Source organism: Methylosinus sp. shoA (genome assembly GCF_059718125.1).
Map to the genome: position 1 here is coordinate 3,389,371 of NZ_AP046091.1, position 19,892 is coordinate 3,409,262.

Here is a 19,892-nt window from a genome sequence, read left to right on the forward strand (position 1 = left end):
GCGCATGGGCCTTCCTTGTCCGGCGTGGCCGTCGTCTCACGCGCGACAATGCTCGGCTCGTCTCGTGAGCCGATGTGCTTCCCCACACAGCCGAGCGCGAAGGGATCGGGCATCTTCCGCGGCACTGGAGCAAACGCGCTCACATCGTCGAGGAGGAAAAACATGCGTGACCGTTCTTACGTCCCGGCGCTCGCCGCCGCCGCTTCGCTCGCCGCCTGCTTCGCCGCTTCGCCGGCCCTGGCGCTCAACGCCGTTTCTTATGTCTCGGGCAAGGGAAGCGACGCCGGCGTCTGCGCGACTCCCGCAACGGCCTGCCGCACCTTCTCCTATGCGTTGACGCAGACGAAGTCCGCGGGCGAGATCAAGGCGCTCGACGCGGCCAACTTTGGCGCGGCCGCCGGCGGCCTCGTCATCAACAAGTCGGTGACGATCACGGGCGTTCCGGGCGCCGGCATCGACATGACGAGCCCCGACACGGCGATCAAAGTCTCCGCCGGCGGGATCGGCGTCGTCACGCTGCGCAACCTCGAGCTCAATGGACAGAGCGTCGGCGCGAACGGCGTCTTCGTCCAGAGCGCCAAGCGGGTCTATATCTCGGACATCACGGTCCGCAATTTCACGGGCGACGGAATCGCCCTCGGCAACAACGGCGGCAACGCCGCGGTGACGATCGCCGATTCGACCGTGTCCAACAACGGCTTCATCGGCGTCCGCATCGAGCCGCCGGGCGGCGCCTCGCTGCGGGCGAACATCGAGCACGTGACCTCCAACGACAACGGCCACAGCGGCTTCCTGTCGTCGTCGACCGCAAAGACGACGATCGTCGACAGCATCGCCGAGGGCAATCTCGTGGATGGCTACAGGCTGGAGGGGAATGCGACGGGCCTGATGATCCTCAGCCGCTCGGTCGCAACCGGCAATGGCGGCGGCATTCGCAATGTGTCGGCCGGGGGCGTCATTCGCAGCTATGGCGACAATCGGGTGAACGCCAATGGAACGGACACGGCCGGGACGATCACTCTCGTCGCGCCGAAGTGAGAAGGAAGCGCGCCGCCTCCGGCGGCGCGCTTCGGTCGTTTCTTCAGTGATGGCCGGACTCGAGCTGGGTCTTGGCGTCGAGCGGCCGCTTCGGGGGAGGGGTGAGGTCGGGCTGCGACTGAGCGGCGCAGGCGACGAGCGAGAACGCGAGCAGAATTGCGGCGACCGGACGAAGAGCACGCATCTGAAGTTCCTTGGGAGAGTGTCGAAACGCCGCGGGTTGCCGCAGCATGAAGCGACTTGAGCGCGGCCTTTTAGGCCAGAATGTGGCCGTGGATCGGGCTTTGCGGCAAATTGGAGACTTTCTGTTTTCTCGCTGCAAATCGGGCCGTCGTCGCGCCTTTGCGCTGGCGTCCAGCCGCCCGAGTCCTTAAGTCACCGGGCGATGACGCCCGCCGCCCATGCCTCCGCCGCCATAGAAATCCTCGCCGAGCTCGCCGCCCGCCGCCGGCCGGCGGCGGATGCGATCAAGGATTGGGGCCTCTCCCATCGCTTCGCCGGCTCCAAGGACCGGGCGGCGATCGCCGGCCTCGTCTTCGACGCGCTGCGCAAGCGCGCCTCCGCTGCGCATGTGATGGGCGACGATTTGCCCCGCGCGATCGTGATCGGCGCGCTGCGCGAGGCGCGCGGGCTCGCGCCGCAGGCGATCGCGGCGCTGTGCAGCGGCGAGGGCCATGCGCCGGCGCCGCTCTCCGAGAGTGAGCGCGAGCGCCTCGCCGGAGCGACGCTCGAGGGCGCGCCCGCGCATGTGCGCGGCGACTATCCCGAATGGCTCGCCTCCCGCTTCGACGCCGCTTTTGGCGAGGCGGCGGCGGAGGAGGGCAGGGCGCTCGCCGCGCGTGCGCCGCTCGACCTGCGCGCCAATATCTTGAAGTCCTCGCGTGAGGAGGCGCTGCGCCGGCTCGCCCATCTCCATCCCGAGCCGACGCCGCTGTCGCCGCTCGGCCTGCGCCTTGCGCCGGGGCCGCATGGCCGCGGTCCGGCGCTCGCCGCGGAGCCCGCCTATGTGAAAGGGCATGTCGAGCCGCAGGACGAGGGCTCGCAGCTCGCCGCTCTTCTCTGCGCCGCGGCGCCCGGCGAGCAGGTCCTCGACCTCTGCGCCGGCGGCGGCGGCAAGAGTTTGGCGCTCGCCGGACAGATGCACAATCGCGGGCAGATCTATGCTTTCGACGACGACGGCCGCCGGCTGACGCCGATCTATTCGCGGCTCGAGCGCGCCGGCGCCCGCAATGTGCAGGTGCGCGCGCCGCGCGGCGCGGCCGATGCGCTCGCCGATCTCGAGAGGCGCTGCGATCTCGTATTGATCGACGCGCCCTGCACCGGAACCGGAACCTGGCGGCGCCGTCCGGACGCCAAATGGCGCCTCGCGCCCGGTGCGCTCGCCGCGCGGATCGACGAGCAGCGCGCGCTGCTCGCGAAGGCGCGGCGCTATGTGCGTCCGGGCGGGCGGCTCGTCTATGTGACATGCTCCGTGCTGCGCGACGAGAACGAGGACCAGATCGCAGCCTTTCTCGAAGGAGCGAGCGATTTCTCGACCGTTCCCGCCGAAGAGGCCGCGGCCGCGGCGCAGCTGCCGGAGCTTGCGCGCTTCGCATCGCCTTTCGGCATGGGGCTTCGTCTCACTCCGCGTTCGAGCGGCACGGACGGGTTCTACGTGTGCGTGCTGACGAAAGCGTGAGGAGGACGTCACACTCGGCCGCTCGTCCCAAACTCGTCCAAGGCCGCGTGCAAAGCGCGCGGATCGTGCTAGATTGCCCCGGCGCGGCTCCGTAGCTCAGCTGGATAGAGCAACTGCCTTCGAAGCAGTAGGTCGCAGGTTCGAATCCTGCCGGGGTCGCCAGCTCCGCTGCGGCCCAGCCAACGGCGCAGCAATTTTCGGCGCCTTCCTCGGAACCGGCCGCCACGGAAAGGCGAGGCCTAGCCGACGTGCCGCGGCAACCCTCGCATAGTTACTTCGCGAAAATGCGGACGAGCGATATGAGCGCGCCGAGGATGACCACGGTCTGAAATCCGATCGCGCCGACAACCCACTTCAAAATATCGGCCTTTGTTTCGGCGATGCTGGACCTCATCTCGGCCCTGACCGTCGCCAATCCGCTTTGACGGTGGACACTTCGACTTTGACATCAGTCAATTCCGTCTTGACGCCCGCCAGATCCGCCTTGACGGCGCTCATCTCCGTCTTGACGCCCGCCAGTTCCGTCTTGACGGCGCTCATCTCCGTCTTGACGCCCGCCAGATCCGCCTTGACGGCGCTCATCTCCGTCTTGACGCCCGCCAGATCCGTCTTGACGGCGCTCATCTCCGTCTTGACGCCCGCCAGTTCCGTCTTGACGGCGCTCATCTCCGTCTTGACGCCCGCCAGATCCGCCTTGACGGCGCTCATCTCCGTCTTGACGCCCGCCAGTTCCGTCTTGACGGCGCTCATCTCCGTCTTGACGCCCGCCAGGCCCGTGACGATGACGCCCACGTCGGTCTTGACGGCCGACACATCTGCCTTTGTGGCGAGATCGCCTTGCACCGCCTCGCCCAGCGCTTCGGCGAGCGTTTCCGCCTGCTCGGAGGTGAACCGCCCCTTGTCCCGGAGCGTGCGGGAAAGACGAAGCGTGTCGAAGAGAAGGGCGTTCATGAATTAATTATGGGCGGCGACCGGATGAAAGTCCATCGCTCCGTGCGGCGCTCGACTTTCTTAAAAACACGCTCCGCCGGCTCGAATGGCCGTCGGCCGCCTCACTTCCCGACAATGCCCATCAGCGACACCATTGCGCCGATCATGCCTCCATGGCTCGCACGCCCCGCGCCGCCTCCGGATATCGCGCCAGAAAGGCGCGCAGCACGACGAGTTGGTCCGCCGCGCGACGCGTCGCGCCGAGATCGAGAAAGCCGTCGAGATCGGAGACGATCAAATCACGCACCGCCGCGGGACCGTGGCCGAGGCCGAGCAGATAGGAGGCGAGCAATGCGTCGTGGCGTTGCGAGCGCGTCACCCTCGACATGACCTCGTTCGACGTGGGCGGGCTCACGCCCGCACTGAAAGGATGAGTCATGACATAACTCCCCCGAACGCTTCCCCTATGACCCGCCGCGTTCGCCGACCAACCATTTACGGACTTTCAGCCGCAGGCGAAATCGGGGGGAACTACGTAGCGTCGGTTCAGTCGTTTTTTATGTTTTTTCTGGCCTTTCCGCTGCATGCAGCCGCGCGAATCCCGCGTCGAGATCCTCCTTCAGATCATCGATATCCTCGAGGCCGACCGAGAAGCGCAGCGCCGGCCCTTCCGGCGCCCATTGCGTCGCCGTGCGATAGCTCTTGCAGTCGAAGGGCAGCACGAGGCTCTCATAGCCGCCCCAGGAATAGCCGAGCCCGAACAGCTCGAGCCCGTCGAGCATCGCCGCCAGCGCCGGCTGCGCGACGGGCTCGAGCACGATGGAGAACAGGCCCGTCGAGCCGAGGAAGTCGCGCGTCCACAGCGCATGGTCCGGATGAGATTCGAGCGCCGGATGAATGACGCGCGCGACGTCCTGGCGCTGCGCGAGCCAGCGTGCGAGCTCGAGGCCCGCGCGCTCCGCCTCGCGCAGGCGCAGCTCCATTGTGCGCAGTCCGCGCAGGGCGAGAAAGGCGTCCTCGGGCCCCGGGCAGATGGCGAGCGCGTCATAAGTGGCGCGCAGGCGCCGCGCCCATTTCTCATTGGCCGAGACGAGGCCGAGCAGGAGATCGGAATGGCCGGAGAGATATTTGGTGCCGGCCTCGACGGCGAGATCGACGCCGCGCTCGTGCGGCGGGAAGAAGAGGGGCGTCGCCCAGGTGTTGTCGAGAATGACGCAGGCGCCGCGCTCATGCGCCGCGGCGGCGATCGCCGGCACGTCCTGCACTTCGAGGCTCTGCGAGCCGGGCGACTCCGTGAGCACCGCGGACGTGTTCGGCCGCATCAGTCCGGCGATCCCGGCGCCGATGCGCGGATCGTAATAGGTCGTCTCGACGCCGAGCCGCTTCAGCACGCCGTCGCAGAAGATGCGGGCCGGCAGATAGCAGGAATCGGTCACGAGGATGTGGTCGCCGGCCTTCGCGGCGGTGAGCAGCGCCAGATTGATCGCCGCCAGTCCCGAGGGGACGGCGACGGCGCCCGCGGCGCCGGAAATCTCGCTCCAGGCCTCCTCGAGCGCGCGAATCGTCGGCGTGCCCTTGGTGGCGTAGGTGTAGGGGCCCCGGTTAGCCAGCAGGGCCGCGGTATCCGGGAACAGCACCGTCGAACCGCGGTAGATCGGCGTGTTGACGAAGCCGAACTGCTGCGAGGGCTTGCGTCCCGCATGGGCGAGCCGGGTGCGGTTTCGCATTTTTCGCCTTGATTCCTCGTTAGTCTCGCTCATGTTCGAAAACCCGGGCCTCTCATCGTCGAGCGGATGCGACTCTATCCGCCCGCAATATAGCGGGTTTCGAGCCTTCTGCCTCGTGGGATGGGAAATCGGCCAGGGCGGAGGGGCCGCTCCGGCCGGCCAGACGATGCGAGAGACCTTCCGGATGTTTCCCCGCCTGTCCTGTTTCGTCGCCGCGACGATCGCATTGCTTCTCGTTCTCGCCTCCGCGCGCGCCTCGGGCGTGGCGCCGCGGGCGTCGACCCTGGAGCAGGCCACCGCGCGCGGGCGTCTGCTGTGCGGCGTGACCGGCGGCCAGCCGGGCTTCGCCCGACAGGACGAGACGGGCGCGTGGCGCGGACTCGACATCGATTTCTGCCGCGCCATCGCGGCGGCGATTTTCGACGATCCGGAACGGCTGGCGATCGTCGCGCTCACGCCCAAGGAGCGCCTGAAGGCGCTGCAGTCGGGCGAGGTCGATCTCCTGGCGCATGGCGCCGCCTGGACCTTGTCGCGCGACGCCGGGCAGGGCGTCTCCTACGTGGCGACCACTTTTTTCGACGGCCAGGGCTTTCTCACCAGCCGCAAGCGCGCCGCCCAATCCCGCCGCGACCTCGCGGGCCTGTCGGTCTGTGTGCAACAGGGCACGCCCTTCGAGCTCGATCTCGTCGACGAGCGCCGCGGCGGCGAGAAGCCGGTCGAGCCGCGGCTGTTCCCCAGTTTCGAGGAGGCGGCGGAAGCCTATGCGCAGGGCCAGTGTGATGCGCTGACCGCCGATCTGTCGACTCTCGCGGCGGAGCGCGCCCGGCTCGAGTCGCCGGGCAAGCACGCGATCCTTCTCGAGCTCATCGACAAGGAGCCGCTCGGTCCGGTCGTGCGCCAGGGCGACGCGCAATGGTTCGACATCGTGCGCTGGACCCTTTTCGCTATGGTCGACGCCGAGGAGCTCGGCGTCGCCTCGACCAATGTGGACGAGGCGCTGAAATCCGTCGATCCGCGCACCCGCCGCCTGCTCGGCGTCGAAGGCGGACGCATCGAGGGCTTCGGCCTCGAGCGCGACTGGGCCTATCGGATCGTCAAACATGTCGGCAATTACGGCGAGGCCTTCGAGCGTAATCTCGGCCATGGCTCGCCGCTCGATCTCGACCGGCGCCTCAATGCGCTGTGGACTGCGGGCGGGCTGATGTATGCGCCGCCCGTGCGGTGAGATCGCTCCTCAGGTCTCGGAGGGAGGCTTTCGTCGGCTCTCCTTCTTCGGCTCGCGGCGCGGGCCTTCGACGAGGCGCACCACCACGCCCCACAGGGTCCGCACGTCCTGCTCGGTCAAATTCATGCGGTGGAACATGTTGCGCAGATTGCGCGACATCACCGGCCTCTTCGTCTCGGGACGGAAGAACTGCCGCTTGTCGAGCTCTCCTTCCAGAAAATCGAAGAAGGAGAGAATCATCTCGCGGCTCGCCGGCGGCGAGCGCTCGCTCGTGTCGAAGGGGATGGCGTCTCCATGGGCCGCGCGGAACCACTCATAGCCGGTCAGCAGTACAGCTTGCGCCAGATTGAGCGAGGCATAGGCCGGATTGACCGGAAAAGTGAGAATCGCGTCGGCGAGCGCGACCTCGTCATTGTCGAGTCCGGTGCGCTCGGGACCGAACATCACGCCATGTCGCTCACCGGCGGCGATTCGCGCCGCGGTCTGCGGCAGAGCGGCGGCGGGCGTGACGACCGGCTTCATTTGCCCGCGTTCGCGCGCCGTGGCGGCGTAGACATGGGAGAGATCGGCGATCGCCTCGCGCGCCGTCTCGAAGAGCTTGGCGCCGTCGAGCAGGTGAGCGGCGCCGGCGGCGGCCGAATAGGAGGCCTCGCGATAGACCGGATCGCGCGTCGGCCAGCCCTCGCGCGGGGCGACGAGGCGCAGATCCGAGAGGCCGAAATTGGCCATGGCGCGCGCGCACATGCCGATATTGACGGCGAGCTGCGGGCGCACCAGCACGATCGTGGGGCCGCCTTCGATCTTGGGCCTGGTGTGGTCGGTTCCGGCGCCGGTCAAGGATCCTCGTTCTCCCGCGGCAACTCCCCATTCGAAGGGGAGGGCGAAGCGCCCTTTCGGCGCGCGATCGATCGTACGCCAATAACACGATCTGCGCCGGGCCTGTCACAATCGCGCGCGCATTCGGATTTTCCTCGAGCCGCATCCGGTGGACAATCCATGGCGAGTCTGTTATCCCGCTCTTCAACGGATCAGGCGCTCCGTCAGCGCCCGATCCGCTATTCTCACGAGCCGCCACGCACTCCAACCGGGGCCGCCGCGTCCCTAGACACAGGATCGCTTCGTGCAAGTTCTCGTCCGCGACAATAATGTCGACCAGGCTCTCAAGGCGCTGAAGAAGAAGATGCAGCGCGAAGGCATTTTCCGCGAGATGAAGCTTCGCGGCCATTATGAGAAGCCCTCGGAGAAGCGGGCGCGCGAGAAGGCCGAGGCGGTGCGCCGCGCCCGCAAGCTCGCACGCAAGAAGCTGCAGCGCGAAGGCCTGCTGCCTGTCAAGGCCAAGCCGGCCGTCGGCGGTCGCTGAGTTTTCGCTCGGCCGCGCCGACGCAGCGCACACTCGGGTTTCGTCTCGGCTCCGGGAGGAACGGAATGGAGTTGCCGCTCGCGCCGGCGGTTCGCCGGACGTCTCCGGGGATGTCGGGCCGCATCGGCGCGGCTCTGGCGCTGTTCCTGCTCGCCGGTTGCGAGACGGCGGGCGTGCTGCGTCCGCCCGGGCGTGGCATTGCCGAGACCGAAGTCGGCGATCCCAAGGCCGCGACCGCCAATATCGAATCGCTCTCCGAGGTCATCCGCCGCAATCCGAGCGCCGAGGCCTATAACACGCGCGGCGTCGCCCAGGCCAAGATCGGCCATTTCCAGGAGGCGATCGCCGATTTCTCTCAGGCGATCCAGCTCGATCCGAACAGCGCCGCGGCCTTCACCAATCGCGCGCTGGCTTTCCGGCAGATCGGCCGCAGCGATCAGGCGCGGCTCGATTTCGACCGCGCGGTCACCGTCAACCCCAATCACGCCCCGGCCTATATCGGCCGCGCCAATCTGCTGCGCGCGCATGGCAATCTCGATGAGGCGCTGATCGATCTCGATCAGGCGATCCGCCTCAATCCCGAGAGCGCGCAAGCCTTCCATGCGCGCGGGCTGATTCATCAGAAGCGCGGCGACAATGTCCGCGCCGTCACGGATTTCGACAACGCCATCGACCGTGATCCCTTTGCCGCCGCGCCTTATCAGGCGCGCGGCGAGAGTCTCGTCGCGCTCGGCAATTACGACAAGGCGATCGAGGATTTCAACGCGGCGCTCAATGTCGACAACAAGAGCGCGCCGGCCTGGGCTTGGCTCGGCCTCGCCTTTGACCGCAAGGGCAATCGCGCCAAGGCGAACGAATCCTATCAGCGCGCGCTGTCGATCGATCCGAACCAGCCCATCGCCAAACAGGGCGGACGGGGCTAGAAGAACTGCGAGAATCTCGACGCGCGCCCTTTTCTCAGATGTTGCGCAACGTTTTACCTCTGCGCGGTCTGAGCGGCGTCCAGCGTCGCGTCGATCCAGGCGAAGACACGCGGAAACACCTCCTCCCGGCCGAGCGCCAGATGGCCGGCGCCCGGCGCCAGCACGAAAGTCTTGGGCTCATTGGCAAGTTCGAACAGGCGTCGGCCGAGGTCGATCGGCACCACCGCGTCGCGGTCGCCATGCACGACGAGCAGCGGAACACGGACGTCGCGAATCGCGAGATCGGAGCGGAACTGATCCGCCATCAGCCAGCGCACGGGGATCAGTCCATAGCGCGCCTCGGCGACGTCGACCGCCGAAGAGAAGGGCGAATCGAGCACGAGCGCCGCAGCTTCGTGCGTCGCGGCCAAAGCCGTGGCGACGCCGGAACCGAGCGATTCGCCGATCAGCACCAGGCGTCGAATGTCGGCGCCGCGGGAAAGCGCTGCACGATAGGCCGCTTCCGAATCGCGCATCAGGCCGTCCTGAGTGGGTGAGCCGGTCGAGCCGCCATAGCCGCGGTAAGCGACGGCGAGAAAGCCGTAGCCGCGTTCGACGAAGCGGCGAAAGCGCGGAATGCGGTCGATCAGCGCGCCGGCGTTGCCGTGGAAATAGAGGAGGAACGGCCGCCCGTCGCGCGGCGCGGCGGTCCAGGCGACGAGCGTCTCGCCGTCCTCGGTCGCGAGCCGCAGCTCGTCGACGCCGTCGAGCCCGGCCTCCCGCGGCGAGATATAGCGGGCGTCGGGAAGATATTGCAGCCGGCGCTGAAATAGCGCGAGCGCCGCCGTCGCCGCGAGATAGGCCGCGACGACGAGGACCAGCGTCGACTTCAACGCAAACATGCCCTTACTGCTCCCCGCCCTGCGCCTTGCGCCGCGCCTCGGCCCGCTCCTCGAGGCGCAGGGCGATCCAGCCCGCGAGGATCACCAGCGCGGCCCCGGCGATCGACAGGGCGAGATCGAAATGCGCAGGCGGCGTCCAGCCGGAACTCTCCCAGACTGGATCCGTGGCGATCAATTCGCCCGCGATCCAGCCCAGAAGGCCGGCGCCGAGCCAGACGAGGATGGGAAAGCGCGACAGCGCCTGCATCAACAGCCCCGCGCCGAAAACGACGATCGGCACCGAGACCGCGAGGCCGAAGACGATGAGCGGCATGGAGCCGCGCGCGGCGCCGGCGATGGCGATCACATTGTCGAGCGACATCACCGCATCCGCCATCACGATGGCGGCGACGGCGCCCCACAGATCCTCCTTGGCGGCGACGTGATGCTCCGTCTCGTCGATGAGCAGCTTGGTCGCGACGCCGAGCAGCATCACGCCGCCGAGCGCTTTCAGCGCCGGCACGCCCATCAGCTGAATGACGACGAAGGCGAAGGCGATGCGCAGCAGCACGCCGCCCGCGGCGCCGAGCGCGACGCCCCAGCGGCGCTTGGCGGGCGGCAGCTTGTGACACGCGAGCGCGATCAGGACGGCGTTGTCGCCGGAGAGGAGGAGGTCGATCCAGATGATCTCGAAGATTTCGAAACCGGCGGTAAATTCGCCATTCATAGGTTCGGGTGTCCAAAAGCACACGCACGTGGAGCGCGATCGCGCGCGATCATAGACGAACGCCGGCAGCAGGCCAGCGAAAGCCGGCGTTCGACCTGCGCGGCCCGTCGATTCCTCACTTCAGGAAGACATAGATGTCGACCTCCAGGCCGTCGTCGTCGCTCGTCTTCAGATCGGTGAGATATTCCTCGACGAACAGGTTCTTGGTGTCGAGGCCCTTCTCGTCCAGGAAGGCGGTGATCGCCTCATAAGTCGAATCGATCTCGGCATAGGGCCCGCGATGCTGGAACTTCAGCGCCTTGCCGGCCGGAGAGGCGCCGATCTCGACCCCCGCGTCGAGCCTCGGCTTGCCCTCCGGCGCCTTGACGAGCGGCAGCATCGCCTCGAAATGGAAGCCGTTGTCGTCGGTCTCGGTGAAGGCGACGAGCGGGCGGCCGTCCGCCGTCAATCCCGCCTTCTCCGCCGCCGCCCGTGTCTTGGCCACCGCCTCGGCCAGCGTCTTCAGCCCGTCGGTCCAGTTCCCCTGTCCGCGCAGCCGCGCGACCGGACGCGCCGGTATGTCGATCGCCTGGCCGGCGATCGAATCGGCGGGCGATTCCACCTGGGCTTCGGGGGGGGCTCCGAGGTCCAGCTTCGGCGTCGGCGCGAGCGGACTTTCGGGCGCGGCCGGGGCCGGAGGCGCGGCGGCAGGGGCCTGCGCGGGCGCGACGATCGGCGAATCGCCGGCGAATTTTTGCGCCGCGACAACGGCCGCGACGGCGACAATCACGGCGAGCGCGGCGAGCCAGCCCCAGAGGCCTTTCAGCTTCCCCATGAAATCACACTCCTTTCGAAAAGCTTCGGCCGCGTCCTCGGGAGGAGCGCCGGGCGCCGGGCCTGTCGCGAGCGGCGGCCTTGGCGCATCGCGGTCGATTCTTCTATATACTCCTGCAACAGGAAATGAACGTCATCATGACCAGTCCTCTGGCCGATCGGCCGATCATCCGCATGAACGGCGCCGGCAATGAGATTTTGGTGCTCGATCTGCGCGGAGCGAGCCTCGAGGTCGCGCCGGCGGAGGCGCGCGCCATCGCCCGTGCGCCCGGACTGCGCTTCGACCAGCTGATGACGCTGCACGAGCCGCGCGCGTCCGGCGCCGACGCCTTCATGCGCATCTACAACAACGACGGCTCGCTCTCCGGCGCCTGCGGCAATGGAACGCGTTGCGTCGCTTTCGTCCTCGGCGAGAAAGGGGAGGGCGACGCGCTGCTGCTGGAGACGGAGGCGGGGCCGATCCGCAGCTGGCGGCGAGGAGGGACGGCGTTCGCCGTCGATATGGGGCGTCCGCGACTCGACTGGCGCGCGATTCCGCTGGCGGGCGAAGGCGCCGACACCGGCCGCGTGGCGCTGGCGCCGCCCGTCGCCGGCGCGCCCGACATCTTCTCGGCGGTGAATATGGGCAATCCGCATGCGGTGTTCTTCGTCGACGACCCGGGGGCGATCGATCTCGGCGCGCTCGGTCCGCAGATCGAAACCCATCCGCTGTTTCCCGAACGCGCGAACGTTTCCTTCGCCCGTGTCGCTGCGGCGGACGACATCCTGCTGCGCGTCTGGGAGCGGGGAACAGGCGTGACCAAGGCCTGCGGTTCGGCGGCCTGCGCGACGCTCGTCGCGGCGTCGCGCGCGGGACTTTGCGGGCGCGAGGCGTGCGTGCGCCTGCCCGGCGGCGATCTCGACATCGTCTGGGGCGCCGACGATCACGTGGTGATGACCGGCCCGGTCGAGTTCGAATTCGAGACCCGGCTCGATCCGAGCATTTTCCGAGAGCAAGAGGCGTGAGCGCGGTCGACGTCGTCACCTTCGGCTGCCGTCTCAATGTCGTCGATTCGCAGGCGCTGCTGCGCGAGGCGCGCGCGGATGCGACAGGCGACGTGACCATCGTCAACACTTGCGCGGTGACGGCCGAGGCGACGCGCCAGGCGCGCCAGTCGATCCGCCGCCTGCATCGCGAGCGGCCGCAGGCGCAGATCGTCGTCGCCGGCTGCGCGGCGCGCATCGATCCGCAGAGTTTCTCCGCCATGGCGGGGGTGACGCGCGTGCTCGGCGAGGCGCAGGAGGCGCTCGTCGCGCGGAGCGCGTCGGAAGGGCAGACGCGCGCCTTCCTCGCCGTGCAGAACGGCTGCGATCATCGCTGCACCTTCTGCGTCATTCCCATTGGACGCGGGCCCTCGCGCTCCGCCGCGCCGGACGACGTGATCGCCGAGGCGCGCCGGCTCGTCGCGAGCGGCAAGCGCGAGATCGTGCTGACCGGCGTCGATCTCACGAGCTATCGCTGCGGAGACGTCACGCTCGGCCGCCTCGCGCGCGCCATTTTGCGCGACGCGCCCGACCTCGAGCGCTTGCGCCTCTCGTCGATCGACTGCATCGAGGCGGGCGCCGATCTTCTCGATCTGATGGCCGAGGAGCCGCGGCTCGCGCCGCATCTGCATCTGTCGTTGCAATCGGGCGACGATCTGATCCTGAAGCGGATGAAGCGGCGCCATTCGCGCGCCGACGTCGTCCGCTTCTGTGAAGAGATGCGGGCCGCGCGGCCGGAGATCGTCTTCGGCGCCGATTTCATCGTCGGCTTTCCGACCGAGACCGAGGAGATGTTTTCGAGCACGCTCGCTCTCGTCGACGACTGCGGGCTCACGCATCTTCACGTCTTCCCCTTTTCGCCGCGTCCCGGAACGCCGGCGGCGCGAATGCCGCAGGTCTCGGGCGCGATGGCGAAGGAGCGCGCGGCGCGTCTGCGCGCTGCGGGAGATGTGGCGCTCATGCGTCATCTCGAGGCGCAGTGCGGTAAGAGGCTGCGCGTGTTGACCGAGCGCGGCGGTCTCGCCCGCGCGGCGGATTTCACGCCTCTGCGCACGCCGGGCGAGGCGCCGGGGCGAATGTTCGAGATGATCGTGACCGGCCATGACGGGCGCGCGCTCACGGGCGCGCCCGTCGGTTGAGGATTGTTTCAAAAAGGGCGCTCTCTTCTCCCGCTCCGTGACCACTCGTGGGAGAAGGGGACGCCCCTATTTCAGAAACTCCGCGCCGTCGAGCTGCTGGCGCAGCTCGAAGCTGCGGAACTGCGTGAAGATCGGCGCGAGCCAAGCTTTGAGCGCTGCGCGAATGACGATGGACATGTCGGACGGCGGCGTGACGAGGAAGCTGCTCAGCGACAGGTCGGGAGGAGAGTCGAGCGACCGCGCGACGGCGGCGTCGAGCGGCGCGATGACGAATTTCCGCGACACCGGATAATGGGCGAGCGTCTCATGCGCGGCCGCGCCCAGCGGCGAGGCGCCCTCATTGTTGACGACGACCATGGCCACGTCGCTCCAGGCGGCGTTGAGCGCGAGGGCGCGGGCGAGGCTCGCCTGCGACGGATCGACGTGAAAAAGAACGACGGGCTCGACGCCGTTGCGGCGCGCCTCCTCGACGAAGCCGATCTCCCGAATGGTCGCGAAGAAGCGATCGTATGAGCGCGCCCAAACGTCGATGATCTTCGGCACGTCGTCATTGACGAGCAGGCGGTCGAACAGAGATATCTGACCCTTGATCTCGGCGGCGTCGACGGCGCGCACCAGATCGGGGAACAGTTCGGCGTAGCGGGACGCATGCGGATCGGTGTCGAAGCCTTCGACCGGCGCATGGCGCGAGAGGTAGAAGTCCGTGAGCAGCCGCGCCGTCGTCGATACGCCCGTGCGGGGGTGCGGCGAACAGGCGACGAACACGAAAGTGCGTCGTCTCATCTCTCCACTCTCGTCGCGCCGCGCTTTGGCCCGCGACGCCCTTTCGCGTCAGCGCCCGTCCTTGCCGGCGATCAGCTCCAGCAGGCGGATGCGGTCGAATTCTTCGGCGATCTTGCTCTGCCAGGTGCGGACATAGCCGCGCAGGACGAAGGAGTGATCGGCAGGGTCTCCCTCCGCCGAGCGATTGGCGACGAAGGTCGAGAAGGGCGTTCCGGCGAGCTCGACCTGCTCATAGGACAGTTCGTTCAGCTTGGGGATGGTGATCTCCCCGGCGGTCGCGATCTTCTCGAAATAGCGCCGGTGCGTCACCGGGTCCCATTCGAAGAAGGTCGTGTCGTTGACATGGTTCTTGACGAGGAAATAGTCCGCGTCCTCGACATAGGGCGCGACCTCGGCGATCTCGTCGAGCGATGCGATGGACGAGCCGAGCACATGGAACAGGACGAAGGTGACCTCGCCCTCGCGCACTGCGTCGAGAAAGCCCGTGTCCTGCAGCGCCTGCAGCGCCGGCTCCAGACCGCCGGCGCGTACGTCGATCACGCTGACCCTGACCTCCGCCGTGCCGAGCGTGTCGATGATCTTCATCTGATCGGAGGTCGAGGTGAGGTCGACGATGGTCGTGAGGTCGGGATGGAAGCGGCGCAGCGTGCCACGCGGCGTTTCCGTGTCGAAGGCGCGCGTCAGCACATTGTTCGCCGCGAGATAGTCGAGCAGAGCGCGGGCGATCGTCGTCTTGCCCACGCCGCCCTTGTCGGCGCCGACCACGATGACGGCCGGCTTCACCCTCTGTCCCGCCAAGGCAGGCGGCGCCTTCTCGCGGGCGGAGAGGCCTCTATCGTCACGCTTCGTGTCTCTGGATGGTCTTTGAGCCATGGCCTAGCACCTATAGCGGCGACGCCCGGTTCCGGGCTGGAGCAACAAGACTCTCTTAGCATTTATGGTTTGTGCGCGCCGAGCCTTTTCTCGCATCGCGGCGCCGGGGATCCTGCGGACAGATATCACACAGCAGTATTGTAGTTTTGTGGCCGGCGCCTTCGACCTATAGTGAATTGACATTCGCGCGACGGCGGATAAGTAGAACGCAAATTTCTTTTGGACGGGCCGCGGCGCGGGCGCGGAGAAAAGGATGAGCGTGATCCGGGTCGAAGACACGGACGGGGTCGTTCACGACCTCGAGCCCGTGGAGGGCTGGCGATTGATGGAGATTTTGCGCGATTACGGCATGGGCATGGAGGGCTGCTGCGGCGGCGCCGTGACTTGCGCCGCGTGCCACATCGTGCTCGATCCGCAATGGGCGGACCGAGTGCCGCCGCCGCGCGACGACGAGATCGAGAAGCTCGACGAGCTGCCGTTCCTGCACGACACCTCGCGACTCTCCTGCCAGATCATCTGGTCCGACGAGTTCGACGGCCTGAAGCTCACACTGGTCAAGGAGGCGTGATGGCCGCGCCACGCCATCCGCAAATTCTCGTCGCCAGCGATCTCGCGCGAGGCGATGTGGTCGTCCTCGGCGCCTCGGGCTGGGAGCGCGACCCGCTGCGCGCGAAAATTGCTCATGACGACGCCGAGGCGGCCGCTCTGCAAGCCGCGGCGAAGGCGGAGGTCGCCGCAAATCGCGTCGTCGACGCTTATCTCGTCGACGTCGCCGTGGCGGACGGCGCGCCGACGCCGCTGCACTTTCGCGAGAAGTTCCGGCTCGCGGGTCCGAGCGTGCGGCCGGATCTCGGCAAGCAGGCCGACCGCAGACGGGGAGACGGCAGATGACCGCGCATGATCCTGCTCTGCCGCCGCGCCCCAATTCCGCGCCGATCGGCTACGCCTATGACGACTACGACCGCGCCTTCGTGCGCGAGCGCGTCGCCGAGTTCCGCGGGCAGGTCGAGCGTCGTCTCGCCGGCGCGCTGACGGAGGAGGAGTTCCGTCCTTTCCGCCTGATGAACGGGCTCTATCTGCAGCTGCACGCCTATATGCTGCGCGTCGCCATTCCCTATGGAACGCTCGGCTCCCGGCAGATGCGCCAACTGGCCCATATCGCCGACGCGTGGGACCAGGGCTACGGCCATTTCACCACGCGGCAAAATCTGCAATACAACTGGCCCAAGCTCGTCGACGTTCCCGACATTCTCGAGGCGCTGGCCGACGTCGACATGCACGCCATCCAGACCTCCGGCAATTGCATCCGCAATGTCACGGCCGATCATTTCGCCGGCGTCGCCGCCGACGAGATCGAGGATCCGCGTCCGACCGCGGAGTTTCTGCGGCAATGGTCGAGCGCGCACGCCGAGTTCAGTTTCCTGCCGCGCAAGTTCAAGATCGCCGTCACCGGCGCCGAGCATGATCGCGCCGCCGTGAAGGTCCATGACATCGGTCTGCGTATCGTGAAGGATGCGACGGGCGAGACCGGCTATGAGGTGATCGTCGGCGGCGGCCTCGGCCGCACGCCTTTCGTCGGCAAGACATTGCGCGGCTTCCTGCCGCGCGTCGATCTGCTCGCCTATCTCGAGGCGATCCTGCGCGTCTACAACCGCTTCGGCCGGCGCGACAACAAATTCAAGGCGCGCATCAAAATCCTGGTGCACGAGACGGGGATCGACGAGATCCGCGCGCAGGTGGAGGCGGAATTCGCAGCGATGGACCGCGCGCCCTTCGCCTATGACGACGAGGAGTTCGCCCGCATCGCCGCCTTTTTCTCGACGCCGCCCTATGAGGAATTGCCGGAGCGCTCCGAGGCGTTCGAGAAAGCGACGGCGGAGAGCGCCGCCTTCGCCGCTTTCGCCGCGGTCAATGTCACGCCGCATCGGCGAGCCGGCTATGCGATCGTCACCGTGTCGCTGAAACCGATCGGCGGCATTCCGGGCGACGTCACGTCCGCGCAGATGCGCGCGCTGGCCGACGCCGCCGACACATATGGTTTCGGCGAATTGCGCGTCAGCCATGAGCAGAACGTCATTCTTCCGCATGTGAAGAAGGACGATCTCTTCGCTCTGTGGCGCGACCTGGACGCCGCCGGGCTCGCGACCGCCAACGCCGGGCTCATCAGCGACATCATCTCCTGCCCGGGCCTCGATTACTGCGCGCTGGCGACGGCGCGATCCATTCCGATCGCGCAGGCGATCTCGAAGCGCTTCGCCGATCTCGAGCGCCAGCGCCTCATCGGCAAGCTCGGCATCAAGATCTCCGGCTGCATCAACGCCTGCGGCCATCATCATGTCGGGGCGATCGGCGTTCTCGGCCTCGAGAAGAAGGGCGTCGAATCCTATCAGATCACGCTCGGCGGCGACCCGACGCTCGACGCCGCGATCGGCGAATTGATCGGCCCCGGCGTCTCGGCGGAGGCAGTCCCCGACGTGATCGAGAACCTCGTCGAATTCTATCTCGCCGAGCGGCGCGAGGGCGAGTGTTTCATCGACACGGTGAGGCGTCTCGGGCACAAGCGTTTCAAGGAATCGGCGCGCCGGGAGGGCGAGGATGGCTCTGGTATCTGACGGCGCTTTCGTCGCGGACGAGTGGCGTCGTCTCGCCGATGAAGAATCTCTTCCCGCGTCGGGCAAAGTGATCGTCTCTCTGGACCGCATGGGCGCGGCGCTCGCCGACGCGCGGCTCGCCGCGGTCGGCGTCTATGTCGGCAATACGGTCGATCCGCAGGCGCTGGCGCCGTTCCTTTCGCGGCTGGCGCTGATCGACATCGCCTTTCCCGCCTTCGCCGACGGGCGCGGATTTTCTCTCGCGTTCCTTTTGCGGCGCGCGGGATTTGCGGGGCAATTGCGCGCGAGCGGCCGGCTGACGCCGGATCAATATTTGCATGCGGTCGGCAGCGGATTCGATTCGATCGAAATTCCCGACGACCTGGCCCAGCGCCATGGCGAGGCGAATTGGGCGAAGGCGCTTCACGCCCGCAGCCTCTCCTATCAGCGAGGCCGCGCCGGCGGCGCCTCGATCCTCGAGCGGCGCAGAAAGGGCGTGTCATGAAGCCGTCGATCGTGGATATCCTCGCGCCGCGGCTCGCCGCGCTCGATCTCGATCATCGCCTGAAGCTCGCGCGCGAGGTCATTCCCGGCCGCATCGTCTTCACCACGAGCTTCGGCGTCGAGGATCAGCTCGTCACCCATTCGATCTTCACGCAGGGGCTCGAGATCGACGTCGTGACGATCGACACGGGACGTCTGTTCGAGGAGACGATCGAGCTCTGGGAGCGCACGGAAGCGCGTTATGCGCGTCACATCCGCCCCGTCTATCCGCAGGCGGAGCCGCTCGCGGGTTTCGTCGCCGAGCACGGGATCAACGCCTTCTATCGCTCGGTCGAGAATCGCAAGGCCTGCTGCCATATCCGCAAGGTCGAGCCGCTCGGCCGTCTGCTCGCCGGCGCCGCCGGCTGGGTCACCGGCCTGCGCGCCGATCAATCGCAAGCGCGCGAAGGCGTGCGCCTCGTCGAGCTCGACGCCGGACACAAGCTGGTCAAGCTCAATCCGCTCGCCGATTACACGCGCGACGCCATCGTCGCCGAGACGGAAGAGTTCAGCGTTCCCGTGAACGAGCTGCATGCGAAGGGCTTTCTCTCCATCGGCTGCGCGCCCTGCACGCGCGCCATCGAGCCCGGCGAGAGCGAGCGCGCCGGCCGCTGGTGGTGGGAGGAAGACCAGAAAAAGGAATGCGGCCTGCACGTCGGTCCCGACGGACGCCTGGTGCGCGGGCCGGCGCTGGAGGTCGGGCGATGAGCGCTCCGGTCGCGGCGAAGACGCTCGGCCATCTCGACAAGCTCGAGGCGGAGAGCATCCACATCATGCGCGAGGTCGTCGCCGAATGCGAGCGGCCGGTGATGCTCTATTCGATCGGCAAGGATTCGGCGGTGATGCTGCACCTCGCCATGAAGGCCTTCTATCCGTCGAAGCCGCCGTTCCCGCTGCTGCATGTCGACACGACCTGGAAGTTCCGCGAGATGATCGCCTTCCGCGATCGCCGCGCGGCCGAGACGGGCATGGAGCTCATCGTCTACACGAACCCGCGAGGGCTCGAGATGAACATCGATCCGACCGTGCACGGGTCGCAGCTCCATACGCAGATCATGAAGACCGACGCGCTGAAGCAGGCGCTCGACAAATGGAAATTCGACGCGGCTTTCGGCGGCGCGCGCCGCGACGAAGAAAAATCCCGCGCCAAGGAGCGCGTGCTCTCCTTCCGCAACGCCCAGCATCGCTGGGACCCGAAGGCGCAGCGCCCGGAGTTCTGGCGGCTCTACAATGCGCGCAAGGGTCCGGGCGAGAGCCTGCGCGTCTTTCCGCTGTCCAATTGGACCGAGGCCGACGTATGGGACTATGTCGCGCGCGAAGGCATCGATGTCGTGCCGCTCTATTTCGCCAAGGAACGGCCCGTCATCAACCGTGACGGCATGCTGATCATGGTCGACGACGAGCGGCTGAAGCTGCGTCCCGGCGAGACGATCGAGCAGAGAAAAGTGCGCTTCCGCACGCTCGGCTGCTATCCTTTGACCGGCGCCATCGACAGCTCGGCGGCGACGCTCGACGAAATCATCGCGGAAATGCGCGCGAGCCGCTCCTCCGAGCGTCAGGGCCGGCTCATCGATCACGACAGCTCCTCCTCCATGGAGCAGAAGAAGCAGGAGGGCTATTTTTGATGCACGGCGGCCTCGCACAGCCTTCGCCGCCGCG

General features: G+C 67.3%; 23 protein-coding genes and 1 tRNA gene. 14 read left to right on the plus strand and 10 right to left on the minus strand.

The annotated features are described in order from the left end of the window. Positions 1-162 precede the first annotated feature (162 nt). Entirely contained in the window at positions 163-1,038 is an 876-nt protein-coding gene (locus AC6IW9_RS15655; RefSeq protein WP_497764932.1) for a right-handed parallel beta-helix repeat-containing protein, read from the plus strand. A gap of 43 nt (positions 1,039-1,081) precedes the next feature. On the opposite strand, the gene AC6IW9_RS15660 is transcribed toward AC6IW9_RS15655, so the two are convergent. Beyond that, positions 1,082-1,222 (minus strand): hypothetical protein, encoded by a 141-nt coding sequence (locus tag AC6IW9_RS15660; RefSeq protein ID WP_497764936.1) that lies wholly within the window; start codon positions 1,220-1,222, stop codon positions 1,082-1,084. 201 nt (positions 1,223-1,423) lie between these two features. Between AC6IW9_RS15660 and AC6IW9_RS15665 the strand changes: the two genes are divergently transcribed. Next, complete coding sequence (locus AC6IW9_RS15665) at positions 1,424-2,716, plus strand: RsmB/NOP family class I SAM-dependent RNA methyltransferase (RefSeq protein WP_497764937.1); 1,293 nt, start codon at positions 1,424-1,426, stop codon at positions 2,714-2,716. An 85-nt stretch (positions 2,717-2,801) separates the two neighbouring features. Further along, a tRNA-Arg gene (locus AC6IW9_RS15670) sits at positions 2,802-2,878 on the plus strand. Positions 2,879-3,106: 228 nt separating this feature from the next. Here the strand turns inward: AC6IW9_RS15670 and AC6IW9_RS15675 are convergent. The 3 genes from AC6IW9_RS15675 to metC all read right to left on the minus strand — a co-directional run bounded on the left by AC6IW9_RS15675 (position 3,107) and on the right by metC (position 5,373). Continuing rightward, positions 3,107-3,667 (minus strand): coiled-coil domain-containing protein, encoded by a 561-nt coding sequence (locus AC6IW9_RS15675; protein ID WP_497764938.1) that lies wholly within the window; start codon positions 3,665-3,667, stop codon positions 3,107-3,109. Between the two features lie 142 nt (positions 3,668-3,809). Next, positions 3,810-4,085 (minus strand): hypothetical protein, encoded by a 276-nt coding sequence (locus tag AC6IW9_RS15680; protein ID WP_497764941.1) that lies wholly within the window; start codon positions 4,083-4,085, stop codon positions 3,810-3,812. A 118-nt stretch (positions 4,086-4,203) separates the two neighbouring features. Continuing rightward, positions 4,204-5,373, minus strand: coding sequence for a cystathionine beta-lyase (metC, locus tag AC6IW9_RS15685; RefSeq protein ID WP_497764943.1), 1,170 nt, complete (start codon positions 5,371-5,373; stop codon positions 4,204-4,206). A gap of 184 nt (positions 5,374-5,557) precedes the next feature. On the opposite strand from metC, the gene AC6IW9_RS15690 reads away from it, so the two are divergent. Continuing rightward, positions 5,558-6,598: an amino acid ABC transporter substrate-binding protein gene (locus AC6IW9_RS15690; RefSeq protein WP_497764946.1), complete on the plus strand. Its 1,041-nt coding sequence runs from the start codon at positions 5,558-5,560 to the stop codon at positions 6,596-6,598. 9 nt (positions 6,599-6,607) lie between these two features. Here the strand turns inward: AC6IW9_RS15690 and AC6IW9_RS15695 are convergent, their stop codons facing one another. Beyond that, positions 6,608-7,435, minus strand: a complete 828-nt coding sequence (locus AC6IW9_RS15695; RefSeq protein WP_497764949.1) for an RNA methyltransferase — start codon at positions 7,433-7,435, stop codon at positions 6,608-6,610. Positions 7,436-7,718: 283 nt separating this feature from the next. Between AC6IW9_RS15695 and rpsU the strand changes: the two genes are divergently transcribed. Both rpsU and AC6IW9_RS15705 read left to right on the plus strand, forming a co-directional pair. Continuing rightward, a complete protein-coding gene (rpsU, locus tag AC6IW9_RS15700) occupies positions 7,719-7,958 on the plus strand; it encodes a 30S ribosomal protein S21 (protein WP_018267543.1) in 240 nt (79 codons plus the stop codon). A 65-nt stretch (positions 7,959-8,023) separates the two neighbouring features. Further along, positions 8,024-8,881, plus strand: coding sequence for a tetratricopeptide repeat protein (locus AC6IW9_RS15705; protein WP_497764952.1), 858 nt, complete (start codon positions 8,024-8,026; stop codon positions 8,879-8,881). A gap of 53 nt (positions 8,882-8,934) precedes the next feature. On the opposite strand, the gene AC6IW9_RS15710 is transcribed toward AC6IW9_RS15705, so the two are convergent. From AC6IW9_RS15710 to AC6IW9_RS15720, 3 genes are all read right to left on the minus strand, one after another. Further along, a complete protein-coding gene (locus tag AC6IW9_RS15710) occupies positions 8,935-9,762 on the minus strand; it encodes an alpha/beta hydrolase (protein WP_497764953.1) in 828 nt (275 codons plus the stop codon). A gap of 4 nt (positions 9,763-9,766) precedes the next feature. Continuing rightward, the gene (locus AC6IW9_RS15715; RefSeq protein ID WP_497764956.1) at positions 9,767-10,468 is read right to left on the minus strand and encodes a TerC family protein; all 702 of its coding nucleotides are present in this window, start codon (positions 10,466-10,468) and stop codon (positions 9,767-9,769) included. A 115-nt stretch (positions 10,469-10,583) separates the two neighbouring features. After that, on the minus strand, positions 10,584-11,282 hold the full coding sequence (locus AC6IW9_RS15720; RefSeq protein ID WP_497764957.1) for a GyrI-like domain-containing protein: 699 nt from the start codon (positions 11,280-11,282) through the stop codon (positions 10,584-10,586). A gap of 137 nt (positions 11,283-11,419) precedes the next feature. On the opposite strand from AC6IW9_RS15720, the gene dapF reads away from it, so the two are divergent. Beyond that, positions 11,420-12,286 carry a diaminopimelate epimerase gene (gene dapF, locus AC6IW9_RS15725; protein WP_497764959.1) on the plus strand — a complete coding sequence of 289 codons (867 nt, stop codon included), beginning with the start codon at positions 11,420-11,422 and terminating at the stop codon, positions 12,284-12,286. Then, a complete protein-coding gene (locus AC6IW9_RS15730; protein WP_497764962.1) occupies positions 12,283-13,443 on the plus strand; it encodes a MiaB/RimO family radical SAM methylthiotransferase in 1,161 nt (386 codons plus the stop codon). Before dapF ends, AC6IW9_RS15730 begins: the two co-directional genes overlap by 4 nt. Positions 13,444-13,509: 66 nt before the next feature. Here the strand turns inward: AC6IW9_RS15730 and AC6IW9_RS15735 are convergent, their stop codons facing one another. Both AC6IW9_RS15735 and AC6IW9_RS15740 read right to left on the minus strand, forming a co-directional pair. Next, a complete protein-coding gene (locus tag AC6IW9_RS15735) occupies positions 13,510-14,226 on the minus strand; it encodes a hypothetical protein (RefSeq protein ID WP_497764963.1) in 717 nt (238 codons plus the stop codon). A gap of 48 nt (positions 14,227-14,274) precedes the next feature. After that, entirely contained in the window at positions 14,275-15,099 is an 825-nt protein-coding gene (locus AC6IW9_RS15740; protein ID WP_497764964.1) for a P-loop NTPase family protein, read from the minus strand. A gap of 253 nt (positions 15,100-15,352) precedes the next feature. On the opposite strand from AC6IW9_RS15740, the gene AC6IW9_RS15745 reads away from it, so the two are divergent. The 6 genes from AC6IW9_RS15745 to cysD are packed head-to-tail and all read left to right on the plus strand — an operon-like array spanning position 15,353 to position 19,858. Continuing rightward, positions 15,353-15,667, plus strand: coding sequence for a 2Fe-2S iron-sulfur cluster-binding family protein (locus AC6IW9_RS15745; RefSeq protein ID WP_497764965.1), 315 nt, complete (start codon positions 15,353-15,355; stop codon positions 15,665-15,667). Continuing rightward, the gene (locus AC6IW9_RS15750; protein WP_497764967.1) at positions 15,667-15,990 is read left to right on the plus strand and encodes a DUF2849 domain-containing protein; all 324 of its coding nucleotides are present in this window, start codon (positions 15,667-15,669) and stop codon (positions 15,988-15,990) included. The genes AC6IW9_RS15745 and AC6IW9_RS15750 overlap by 1 nt, the downstream gene beginning before the upstream one ends. After that, positions 15,987-17,711 carry a nitrite/sulfite reductase gene (locus AC6IW9_RS15755; protein ID WP_497764969.1) on the plus strand — a complete coding sequence of 575 codons (1,725 nt, stop codon included), beginning with the start codon at positions 15,987-15,989 and terminating at the stop codon, positions 17,709-17,711. Before AC6IW9_RS15750 ends, AC6IW9_RS15755 begins: the two co-directional genes overlap by 4 nt. Beyond that, the gene (locus AC6IW9_RS15760) at positions 17,695-18,195 is read left to right on the plus strand and encodes a DUF934 domain-containing protein (protein ID WP_497764971.1); all 501 of its coding nucleotides are present in this window, start codon (positions 17,695-17,697) and stop codon (positions 18,193-18,195) included. The genes AC6IW9_RS15755 and AC6IW9_RS15760 overlap by 17 nt, the downstream gene beginning before the upstream one ends. Further along, the gene (locus AC6IW9_RS15765; RefSeq protein WP_497764972.1) at positions 18,192-18,941 is read left to right on the plus strand and encodes a phosphoadenylyl-sulfate reductase; all 750 of its coding nucleotides are present in this window, start codon (positions 18,192-18,194) and stop codon (positions 18,939-18,941) included. Before AC6IW9_RS15760 ends, AC6IW9_RS15765 begins: the two co-directional genes overlap by 4 nt. Beyond that, positions 18,938-19,858 (plus strand): sulfate adenylyltransferase subunit CysD, encoded by a 921-nt coding sequence (cysD, locus tag AC6IW9_RS15770; protein ID WP_497764973.1) that lies wholly within the window; start codon positions 18,938-18,940, stop codon positions 19,856-19,858. The genes AC6IW9_RS15765 and cysD overlap by 4 nt, the downstream gene beginning before the upstream one ends. Positions 19,859-19,892: the final 34 nt, after the last annotated feature.